The sequence below is a fragment of the Neobacillus sp. K501 genome (assembly GCF_053749995.1).
Genome location: NZ_JBSLYA010000007.1, coordinates 34,955 through 46,178 on the forward strand (window position 1 = coordinate 34,955; position 11,224 = coordinate 46,178).

The following is an 11,224-nucleotide window of genomic DNA, read 5'->3' on the forward strand; positions in this document are numbered from 1 at the left end:
TCTTTATGGATAGATTGGAATGCAATCAAGACCGGTTCTTACTTCCCAACCATTTATCAAATTAGCATTTTGAATTGCCTGCCCTGCAGCACCCTTAACTAAATTGTCTATAACAGAAATGATTGTTAACCTTTTCGTTCTTTGATCAACATGCAAGCCAATATCACAATAATTACTGCCACTCACTTCTTTAGTCGAAGGAATCTTACCGGCTGGCCTCACCCTCACAAATGGATGATTTTCATAAAAAGTATTGTAAAGATCAATGACATCATCCGTTGAAATGTTATCCAATAAATTCACGTAAATTGTGCACATGATACCTCGAGTCATTGGCACCAAATGTGTTGTAAAAGTAATCTTAATTGGACTTTTACTTTCATCTGAAAGAATTTGTTCTATTTCAGGAATGTGCTGATGTGCACCTAATTTATAAGCTTTTAAGTTTTCATTTATTTCAGCGTAATGGGAGGTAAGTGAAAGACCTCGACCTGCTCCCGAAACTCCAGATTTAGCATCAATAATAATCGAGTTTTCATCAATTAACTTTGCTTTAACAATCGGTATAAGCCCAAGTGTAGTCGCCGTTGGGTAACATCCCGGGTTAGCTATCAGCTTTGCATTTTTAATTTGATCTGCATAAATTTCGCTTAAACCATAGGTTGCTTGTGATTGATATTTCTCACTCGGTGCTGGATGCTTATACCAAGTTTCATATTCACTGCCTGATCTTAGTCGAAAATCTCCAGATAGGTCGATTACTTTCATCCCCTTGTCGACCAGCTCTGGAACAAGACGACTGCTGACCCCTGAAGGTGTTGCAAGAAACACCATTTCATTTTCTTTACTTAATTTCTCTGCATCAAATGCTTCTAGTGGTTGTTCAATAACATCGGTCAGATGTGGAAATGATTCACTAAAATTAGTCCCTGCCTGTGAGTTAGAGACTACGGTACCTAGCTCAAGATTAGGGTGATTATGAATAAGCCTTATCAATTCTATTGCCCCATAACCTGTTCCACCTATAATCGCTGCCTTCATATCTTCAACTCCAATACCGCCTTCATAATGAATTATTATACATATGACGTAATATTTATTCAACATAAAAATCGCCTAATTTTCAGTTTTTATTGAATTTTATTAGCTTTATTTTTGAAAACGCTTACAAATTCCTATGTGAGATTATACAATTATTATTCAACAAAAGTGTATGGTACAGGAACTTAAAACCGAACTTCATGGTAATAAAAAAGCTCTGAGCATTTGATATCTGAGCTTTTTCGTTAATTTGAGTTTGAAAATGAATCTATTGTAGATACTGTTAATGAATATTTAAGGAGGGTTACCCATTGTTATCTACAACTCTAACATTTCAGCAGAATGTGAACCTTGCTAAATTGAATTTGCCTTTTATAAAAAAAGTAAACGAAAGACACTTTCAAATATTTCTCGATAGTGCTGAAAAAGTAATTGCTGATATCAAGTTAGATGATAATATTTTCACATTTAGCTATTCGAGCGAATTATTACTTGAGGAATATGTCATCATACACGACATTATTGCTCGATTACAAAAAGATAACTCGGTGAATATCGATGATCAAAAAAGCTTTTTAGGCTATTTATCGAACGGTGAACCGGCATTTATTGTTACCAATTGGGACAACTGGATGGAATATATCCAAGATTCAATGAAAAATTGTCTTTGATAAACGGAGGATCGAACATGTTATCTGGAAAAATCATTTCTGTTATTTCTGGTAAAGGCGGAGTAGGCAAATCAACCGTTTCAGCAAACCTAGCTGTTTCTTTGGCTAGGCAAAATAAAAGTGTGGCGCTAATTGATTTTGACATCTACGGCAGCAGTATCCCTAGTATGATGAACATTGGCAATGGGCCGAAATCTATGAATAACAAGATTATCCCGGTTGAATCTCATAATGTAAAAGTTATGTCGATGGGATTTATCGTAAAAAATAATGATCCGGTCGTTTGGCGCGGTCCAATGCTAGGTAAAGTTATCAACCAGTTTATCAATGAAGTTATTTGGGGACCATTGGATTATGTAGTGATTGATATGCCGCCTGGGACCGGTGATGTGGCTATGGATGTTAATCGCCTTATACCTAATTCACATCAAATTGTCGTCACAACACCGCATCCTACTGCCTCTCATGTGGCAGAAAGAGCAGGTAAAATGGCCAGTAATAATCATCATCAGATTTTAGGCATTGTGGAAAATATGTCATACTTTCAACCGCCAGATTACGACAGTAAATATTATTTGTTTGGAAAAGGCGGATCAGAGCAACTGGCCGACAAGCTGGGAACAGAGATCATTGCCCAGTTACCAATTCTCGCACCTAAAGAAGATGATTATGAGCCTTCTATTTATAAAAAAGGATCACTGCTCTTTGATAAATACGAAGAGTTAGCAGACAAAGTACAAGATTCAATCGCATGAAAAAAGGTGGTGTCCCGAAAAGAAGGACACCACCTTTTTCAATTTCCTTGAACATCTTTTTTATAGCCTTGTAATACATCATTCACTTTTCTTTTATCCTCTTCAGAAAAGCCATTCTGATCCAGAGAGGTTATAAAATGTGCAATCATCGAACTAAAATGTTCATTATTAATATTCATATCTTTATGGGCATTTGCAATTTCTTCATTACTATACTTTGATTCACCAAGGCCATGAGATAAAAATGTTTCTGGATGGTGCTGAATTCTTTCCTGATCATGGTTCTTAAAGAACTTACTCATTAATTCATCTGCATGAATTTTATGGAAGAAGTCTTTTACAACGGAAGCGATTTTGTCATCGTTCACTTTAATACCCCTTTCAAGGATCCATCACTTTATCAATTTTTCTAAAGAATAGATAGGTTATTAACGTTAAAACAAACATAAATCCTAACGACAACACGTAATAGAATAGATTTTCATAATGCCCCGCCAAATATTCTTCTACCATGTATTGAATCAGAATAATTTGTACGGTAATAAAGCTCATAAAAACCCACCAAGCCATTTTCATATCCCTTTCCTCCTAATGCTGAGCCTGGGTAATTCCAACAGCATAGATTTTCTTATTCTTAAATTTCAACTTAATAGAAGGTAAGCCGCGAGGCGGCGGACCAGCAAGAACCGACCCATCCTCCACATTGAAGAAACCATTGTGACAAGGGCAGGTTAGTTTCCCAGTATCCTTTTCCCAATAAACCGGACACATTAAATGTGTACATTTAATGTTGTAAGCGCGATATTGATCTTCTGATATTCGAATTAGCAATGCCGGGTCATTTTCATCCGGATAATGGAAGGAGACACTATCTCCTACAGCGATATCCTTGACACTAGCAATAAATAATTCTGACTCATGCCCTTCCTCTACCCGGTTTTTAGATAGAACCGCCAAAGGGGTTGCACTTACAAAGAAAATCCCCATTAACGATAGGGTGGAAGCAATAAAGCCTCGTCGATTTAAATCTAATTCTCTATCTCTTCTGATATTGAAAGACAATTTACGAAGAAATTCTTCTATTTTCCTCATGATTGAACACCATCGCCTTCTCTATATCCAAATCTGTGTGTTTCAGTATCTGGCAGACCGATCACTGTTTGTGTTTCAATAATCGTGCCCCCAAAGTCCCATTTAAACTGCACGGGCTTAGGAGGTTGATTTTTAATTTCTTCAGGAGCCACAAAACGAATCGTATCCGTCGGACATACACTGGCACACATTGGCGGTCTACCTTTTGATGTCCGGTCATAGCACATGTCACATTTGTACATTACTTTCTTTTGATCATCTACTCTTGGAATACCAAACGGGCAGGCATATGTACAGTTTTTGCAGCCAATACATTTTTCCATTGAAGCAGATAATACGGTTCCATCGGCAGCTATAGAGATAGCCTGCACGGGACATGATTCTGCACAAGCAGGTGTTATACAGTGCATACAGGGAGTTGGGGATGTTGCAACTGTCTCACCAGGATTCAGTTCATCCACAAACATTCGTGATAAATGATCATGCCCGCTGCATTCCTCACAGCCGATGACGCATGCACGGCAGCCAATACAGCGCTCATAATCGATATATAAAACCTTATCCATGCTTTTCACCTGCACTTGAGGCTATTTTTTCAAGCTTGACCGCACACACCTTGAATTCCGGAATCTTTGATTTTGGTTCTAAAGCAGGATTCGTTAAATGATTAATGGCCAATGATTTCCCCCAATGATAAGGTACAAAAACCATATCCTCTCGCGTGATTTTGGTGATTTTCGCAACTAGTTCAATGCTCCCCCTAGGGCTCGAAACCTTGACTGTTTCACCATTTGCGATCTTATATTTTTCCGCGAGCTTCGGGTGGATTTCCACATATGGGTCAGGACAGAAATTTCTAAGTGTCTCAATCCGGCGTGTTTGATTCCCGCTTAAATAATGAAAGACAACCCTTCCTGTAGTGAGTATGATTGGGAACTCCTCACTTGTTTTCTCATTTGGCCCTTTGTAATCAAACGCTAAAATCCTTGCCTTACCATCAGGGAAATTAAACTTCTTGTCCTCAAATAATCTTGGCTTACCTTCAGATTCTTCAGTTGGACATGGCCAGAAAACGCCTTGCATTTTATCCAGTTTTTCATACGTAATTCCATAATAATCGGCCGTTCCGCCTTTACTCGCCACGCGCAATTCATTAAAAATTTCCTCTGGAGAGTTGAACTGGAAATATTGCCCTCTGCCTAACCGCTCAGCAATTTCGCAAATCACCTTCCAATCACGTTTTGATTCACCAGGGGTGCGGTCTATTCCTCTCAATCTCACTACTCGGCCTTCCACATTGGTTGTGGTCCCATCGTCCTCAATCCATACCGTTGATGGTAAAACGACATCTGCTAATTCGGCAGATTCTGATAAAAAGAAGTCCATACAAACGAAAAAATCTAAACTTTTTAGATGCTCCCCTACGTCACCAACGGTCGGTGATGAAACAATCGGATTACTACATACTAATAATAACCCTTTAACTTCCGACCCTAGTGCTTTAAGCATTTCAAAAGCGGATAACCCTGGACCAGGTATCTCTGATTCTTCAACACCCCAAACACCAGCAATGTATTCTCTTGCTTTTGGATCCGTGATTTTTCTGAAACCTGGCAATTGATCGGTTTTTTGCCCATGTTCTCTGCCTCCTTGGCCATTCCCCTGGCCTGTGAAGGTAGCTACCCCAGATCCTTTTCTTCCAAATTTCCCAGTTACTAAACATAAATTCACGTAGTTAGACACGGCATCCGTTCCGGTTGCATGCTGCTCCACCCCACGGGCAAACATCGTAAATCCATTTTTAGCTGAACCAAAAATCCTTGCGGCCGTTACAATTTTTTCAACTTCCACTCCAGTAATCTCTGAAACATAGGAAGGTGTAAATTTCTTCACCAATTCCTTTAACTCTTCAAAACCCGTTGTATGCTTGGCGATAAAATCATGATCAATTAAATCATCCTCAATCATGACATGTAATAATCCATTCGTTAATGCCACATCTGTTCCGGGACGGATATTTAAATGTACATCAGCAACAAGGGCTGTTTTCGTTTGCCTTGGGTCGACAACAATTAATTTTGCCCCGCGATCTCTTGCCCCCCAGATATAAGGCATTGATAATGGATGACACTCAGCGGTATTAGAGCCAGCAATGAGTAAAACATCGGCAAACTTAATGTCGGACCACGGATTCGTTCCGCCGCGGTCAATTCCTAAACTTTGATTAAAACCAACCGAAGCCGATGACATACAATACCGCCCATTATAATCAATATTTTTGGTACCAAGGCCAATCCGGGCAAATTTCCCCATGAGATAACATTTTTCATTGGTCATCGAAGAACCGCTGTAAACTCCAAAGGCATCTTTCCCATACTTCCCTTGAATCTCTTGGATTTTTGAAACGATTAGATCCAGCGCCTCATCCCAAGTTGCCTGCTCAAGTTTACCGTTTTTCCGAATCAACGGATGAAGAATTCGCTCCTGATGCTCAGCTTGTCGATAGGCTGCCACCCCTTTTGGACAAAGCCGTCCTCCATTCATTGGAAAATCATATCTTGGCTCCACACCGACAACGGTTTGCTCCTCTTTTTTAACCCTTATATTCATTCCACATTGCATCCCGCAAAAACAGCAATGGGTAGAAATTAGTTCTTCACCATCTCGTAAAATCGCATCGTAATCTCTCTGTGAATAATCCTTATTTTGTGCATGACCCATTCTACTGTTGTCCTCCCTTCTTCAGTTGAAGACCATTTTTTCCATTTGGCTCTAAAACAAGATTGGCCTGTCCAAGTTGTACTTTTGCACCATACCCGCCCAAGCGGTGACTTATTCTTCGACATTCCGAACACATATCAGAGAAATGAAAGGTGGTATGGTCAATTGGGACGGATAAATGCCTTTTTTCTAAAGCTAGTTGAACATCTTTGATTTGAGTAGCGGTGGCATACTCTCGTCCACAGCGTGCACAAGGTTTCTGTTCTGCCATAGAATGATACATTGGCACCATGACCGCTAAAAACCGAAGCGGTAAATGCCAAAACTTACTGAATGGAAAATATAAAAGAAAAACAATAACAGTTATCTGGTGAGCAAGGGCAATCCCTAAATAGAATGCTCCTTCCATCCATAAAGCAGACACGGTTAATAATGAACCTGTAATGGAGATCGCTATTAATAGAAAGAGAGGGAAAAAGTCATATTCCTTTGATTGTTCTACAAGTTTTTTTTCATCTGTAACTCTACGATAAAGTGCCATGCCGCAGCCAATGATGGTTGCAATCCCCGTCCAATTTAACCCGTGATAAATCGCAATGGCGAGCGGAGAATCCACACCCATTCGAAATAACGGAATCCCAAATACAACAGCTGCGTAGGTTTTCGGTTCGACTAACTCAAAATGCAGCCAATTTAATACAAGTGAAAAGGTGATAGCAAAGGAAAAAAGGACACCCCAGGAAATGAACATGTGCTGTGCCCAACGATACATGGATCTTCTTCTAAGAAATCTTTGTTCTCCTATATTGGTATAAAGAGTTTTAAAGACGAACGCTAAACCTTTTGCACTGAACATCATTTTGATTCCTTGTTTCCACAGTCTTCTAGTCGGAGGCCGGAGTGTCCAGGAAGTGATTCGAATCGTTAATAGTACAAAGCATAATACTGTTGCCCATAGATACCCGTATAATGCCATATCAAAAAAACCAAATTGCTCAGAGCCGATATAGACAGAAAAAAATAAAACAACTAAAACGATAAAAACGTTCCTAGCTGATTTTTTTGAGAATAACAATGAATCTTCTTCATAAGGGTAAAAATTCATTCACATATCTCCTTTACAGATTGTCACGATTAGTATTCGCAAGGAAAATAAAAAAATTCCAATTTCATTGGAATTCCTTGGGCATTTTGCTTATTCATAGGTTGGACAAGACAAGAAAAGAGACCCACATTGGAGTCTCTTTCGTTATTGTTTCATTTTTGGATCGAGAACGTCGCGGAGGCCGTCTCCCATTAAGTTGAAGCCAAGCACTGTCAGCATAATCGCCATCCCTGGAAAGAATAATGTCCAAGGAGCTTGCATGAGGTACTGTTTAGAATCAGAAAGCATTTTCCCCCACTCTGGTGTTGGTGCCTGCGCACCCATACCAAGGAATCCAAGCGCTGCCGCTTCAATAATGGCAGTAGCAATGGCTAATGTTGCTTGAACGATTACTGGTGAAATACTGTTCGGTAAGATGTGACGGAATAGAATACGTGAGTCTTTCATTCCGACTGCACGAGCCGCCATGATGTATTCCTCTTGCTTAACACTTAAAACCTTTGAACGAACAAGACGCCCGAAGTTGGGAATATTAATAACCGCAATCGCAATCAAGGCATTCTGTAAGGATGGACCAAGGATTGCCACAACCGCAATCGCTAATAAAATACTCGGAAATGCTAGCATAATATCAAAGATCCTAGATATAATGGCATCCACCCAGCGTCCATAGTATCCTGAAATGATTCCAAGTGCTGTACCTAGAACAACGGACCCTAATACTGAGAAAAATCCAACCCATAATGAGATTCTAGCACCGTAAACGACCCTCGAGAAAATATCTCTTCCAAAATCATCTGTACCAAACCAATGTTCACTGGAAGGTGCTAATAGTCTTTTCGTTAAATCTTGCTCTTTAAAGCTATATGGTGCAATAACTGGAGCAATAATTGCTAAGATGATAAAAAAGATAACGATTCCCAAGCCGATCAAAGCTAAGCGATTCTTACAGAATGATAACCAGGCTTCTTTCCACGGAGGAATCAGCTTTTCTTCCTGAACGCTCAACTCCGTGATATCGACAGGATTTTTTGCAAGTTCAGCCATCATTGATCCCTCCTATTTATTATATTTAATCCTTGGGTCTACCAAGACATATAAAAGATCGACTACTAAGTTAATCAAGACAAAGATTGCAGCAATAATTAAAATACCTGACTGAATGACAGGATAGTCACGATAGGCAATGGCGTCGTAAAGGTATCTTCCAATTCCAGGCCAGCCAAAAATCGTTTCTGTTAAAATCGCTCCACCCAGTAATAGCCCCATTTGTAATCCAATAACAGTAAGAACAGGGATGATGGCATTTTTTAATGAGTGCTTGTAAACAACCCAGAACATTCTTAATCCTTTTGCTCTCGCAGTACGAATGTAATCGGATTTCATTACTTCCAGCATCGTTGCCCGTGTCATTCTAGCTATGATTGCCATTGGAATCGTCGCTAGTGCAATGCTTGGTAAGATGAGATGTTTTATGACTGTTGTAAATTGATCGAATCTTCCTTGTATAAGGGTATCTATCAAATACAGATTTGTAATCGCTGTTATCGGATCCCTGACATTTTCTCTTCCTGTTGTCGGTAACCACCCTAACTCAATCGAAAATAACCATTGCTCCATTAGTCCTAACCAAAAAATTGGCAAAGATACACCTACAAGTGCAAGGACCATCGCAACATAGTCAAACCATGATTTTGAAAACCAAGCGCTGATAATCCCAGCATTGACTCCAATAACAACGGCGATTATCATTGCAACAACCGTTAGTTCTATCGTTGCAGCCAAGAATGGCCAAATTTCTTCATTAATTGGACCCCTTGTCCTTAAGGAAGTCCCTAAATCCCCATGGAGGAGGCTATTAATATAATCAACATATTGTATGTACCAAGGCCTGTCCAACCCCAATTCTTTCGTTAACGTCGCAATTGATTCTGCGGTTGCCCTTTGGCCTAAGATGACCTGTGCAGGATTTCCTGGAATCGCATGAATAATGGCAAAAACAACCAGTGTCATTCCGAATAATACAGGGATTAAAGACAGCATACGTCGAACCGTATACGTAAACATGATTTTTCACCTCTTTTTACAAGAAATACTAGAATTCAAGATAGTGAATAGAATTCTTTCATCGTGTTAACAAAAGGGGAGGCAAAGCTCGCTCCCCTTTTGTTAGAACCTATTATTTAAATTCTACTTTTGTAAGTGCTTCAGATCCTGTTGGATGTGGTAAGTAATTTGTTACATCTTTTCCAGCTGCCAATAATGGCGTAGAGTGTACAAGCGGTACCCATGGAGCATCCTCATGGACGATTTCTTGTGCTTTTTTGTATAACTCATTACGTTTTGCTGGTTCAGATTCTGTTTGAGCTTGGATTAATACATCATGAAGCTCATCACTGCTATAGTGAGAGTAGTTGTTGCTTCCAATACTATCTTTGTCTAATAAAGTGTAGATAAAGTTATCAGCATCTCCGTTGTCACCTGTCCAGCCAAGCATAAACATATCAAATTCGCCTTTTGCAGCTTTGTCTAAGTAAGTTGCCCAGTCAACAGATTGGATTTTTGCTGTAACACCAATTTTGCTTAAGCTTTCTTGAATAACCTCTGCAACTTTTTGTGCTTCAGGCATGTAAGGACGAGCTACAGGCATTGCCCATAAATCAATTTCAAAACCATCCGCATAGCCAGCTTCTGCAAGTAATGCTTTGGCCTTTTCTAAATCATATGGGTATGGCTCAATTGCATCATTATAGCCTTCGATAGAAGGAGGCATTGGGTTAACTGCTTCTTCTGCTTTACCACCATAGAATGCTTTAATGATTGACTTCTTATCTACAGCATGGTTAATGGCTTGACGTACAAGCTTGTTATCAAATGGTTTACGAGTTGTTGTTAAACCGATATAACCAACGTTCATAGATGGACGTTCGATAACCTGTAAATTAGCATTTGACGTAACCGTTGCTTCATCTGAGTTATTAAGACCATCCATGACATCGATCTCGCCATTAGAAAGCGCATTTAGACGAGCTGTATTTTCAGGAATAACACGGAAAATAACTTTGTTTAATTTCGGTAAGCCTTCTTGCCAGTATTCTGGGTTCTTTTCAAGAGTAATCGTGTCATTTTGCTTCCACTCAACAAACTTGAATGGTCCAGTACCTACTGGATTTTCACGGAATTTGTCACCAAATTTTTCAACAGCCGCTGGGCTGGCAATACCAAATGGAGACATTGCTAAGTTTTTAAGGAAAGGAGCTTGTGGTCTAGTTAAGACAAATTTAACTGTGTGCTCATCTACAGCTGTAACTTCTTTAATTACGTGACCTTCTTCCCCTTTGTAACCACCAAACATAGAGTAGTAAGGGAAGCTGTCTGCGTTTCCATTCATCCAGCGATTAAAGTTAAAGACAACCGCTTCTGCATTGAAATCAGTACCATCATGGAATTTAACTCCTTGACGAAGCTTGAAAGTGTAAGTTAATCCATCTTCAGACACTTCCCATTCTTCAGCTAGTCCTGGGTTAACTGTTGTATCCTGGTCCCCATACTGTAAAAGCGTTTCAAAAATGTTCTCCGTTACTTTGAAGGTTTCACCTTCTGTTGTTGTGATTGGGTCAAGAGATGTGGAATCTCCACCACGGCCATAAACAAGTGTATCCTTTTTAGAACCTGCTTCTTCATTGCCACTATTCTTACCGCCTGTTTCTTCATTGGATTTGGTATTACAGCCAACTAGAAACATGCTGATTGCTAAAAGGGCAATCAAAAGCATTTTAAAACTCTTTCTCGACATTCGCATTTCCCCCTATATTTTTTGTTTTATATCATAAATGCTG

The 11,224-nt window shown here is 39.5% G+C and carries 12 protein-coding genes; 2 read left to right on the top strand and 10 right to left on the bottom strand.

Annotated features, from left to right (window positions below; genetic code table 11):
• Positions 1-3: 3 nt before the first annotated feature.
• Positions 4-1,041, bottom strand: coding sequence for an N-acetyl-gamma-glutamyl-phosphate reductase (gene argC, locus ACWM35_RS15955; RefSeq protein ID WP_454819792.1), 1,038 nt, complete (start codon positions 1,039-1,041; stop codon positions 4-6).
• A 311-nt stretch (positions 1,042-1,352) separates the two neighbouring features.
• Between argC and ACWM35_RS15960 the strand changes: the two genes are divergently transcribed.
• Positions 1,353-1,712, top strand: coding sequence for a hypothetical protein (locus tag ACWM35_RS15960; protein WP_454819793.1), 360 nt, complete (start codon positions 1,353-1,355; stop codon positions 1,710-1,712).
• The gene (locus ACWM35_RS15965; RefSeq protein WP_454819794.1) at positions 1,709-2,467 is read left to right on the top strand and encodes an Mrp/NBP35 family ATP-binding protein; all 759 of its coding nucleotides are present in this window, start codon (positions 1,709-1,711) and stop codon (positions 2,465-2,467) included. Before ACWM35_RS15960 ends, ACWM35_RS15965 begins: the two co-directional genes overlap by 4 nt.
• A gap of 38 nt (positions 2,468-2,505) precedes the next feature.
• On the opposite strand, the gene ACWM35_RS15970 is transcribed toward ACWM35_RS15965, so the two are convergent.
• The 9 genes from ACWM35_RS15970 to ACWM35_RS16010 form a co-directional block, all read right to left on the bottom strand.
• Positions 2,506-2,835, bottom strand: coding sequence for a group I truncated hemoglobin (locus ACWM35_RS15970; protein ID WP_454819795.1), 330 nt, complete (start codon positions 2,833-2,835; stop codon positions 2,506-2,508).
• A 13-nt stretch (positions 2,836-2,848) separates the two neighbouring features.
• Entirely contained in the window at positions 2,849-3,043 is a 195-nt protein-coding gene (locus ACWM35_RS15975; protein ID WP_454819796.1) for a hypothetical protein, read from the bottom strand.
• A 12-nt stretch (positions 3,044-3,055) separates the two neighbouring features.
• Positions 3,056-3,559 carry a QcrA and Rieske domain-containing protein gene (locus ACWM35_RS15980; protein ID WP_454819797.1) on the bottom strand — a complete coding sequence of 168 codons (504 nt, stop codon included), beginning with the start codon at positions 3,557-3,559 and terminating at the stop codon, positions 3,056-3,058.
• Complete coding sequence (locus tag ACWM35_RS15985) at positions 3,556-4,125, bottom strand: 4Fe-4S dicluster domain-containing protein (protein WP_454819798.1); 570 nt, start codon at positions 4,123-4,125, stop codon at positions 3,556-3,558. Before ACWM35_RS15985 ends, ACWM35_RS15980 begins: the two co-directional genes overlap by 4 nt.
• Complete coding sequence (gene fdhF / locus ACWM35_RS15990; RefSeq protein ID WP_454819799.1) at positions 4,118-6,280, bottom strand: formate dehydrogenase subunit alpha; 2,163 nt, start codon at positions 6,278-6,280, stop codon at positions 4,118-4,120. The genes ACWM35_RS15985 and fdhF overlap by 8 nt, the downstream gene beginning before the upstream one ends.
• 1 nt (position 6,281) lies before the next feature.
• Positions 6,282-7,385 (bottom strand): MFS transporter, encoded by a 1,104-nt coding sequence (locus tag ACWM35_RS15995; protein WP_454819800.1) that lies wholly within the window; start codon positions 7,383-7,385, stop codon positions 6,282-6,284.
• Positions 7,386-7,529: 144 nt separating this feature from the next.
• Positions 7,530-8,432 (bottom strand): nickel transporter permease, encoded by a 903-nt coding sequence (gene nikC, locus ACWM35_RS16000; protein WP_454819801.1) that lies wholly within the window; start codon positions 8,430-8,432, stop codon positions 7,530-7,532.
• Between the two features lie 12 nt (positions 8,433-8,444).
• Positions 8,445-9,452, bottom strand: coding sequence for an ABC transporter permease (locus ACWM35_RS16005; RefSeq protein ID WP_454819802.1), 1,008 nt, complete (start codon positions 9,450-9,452; stop codon positions 8,445-8,447).
• Positions 9,453-9,564: 112 nt separating this feature from the next.
• Positions 9,565-11,181, bottom strand: coding sequence for an ABC transporter substrate-binding protein (locus tag ACWM35_RS16010; RefSeq protein WP_454819803.1), 1,617 nt, complete (start codon positions 11,179-11,181; stop codon positions 9,565-9,567).
• Between the last annotated feature and the right edge of the window lie 43 nt (positions 11,182-11,224).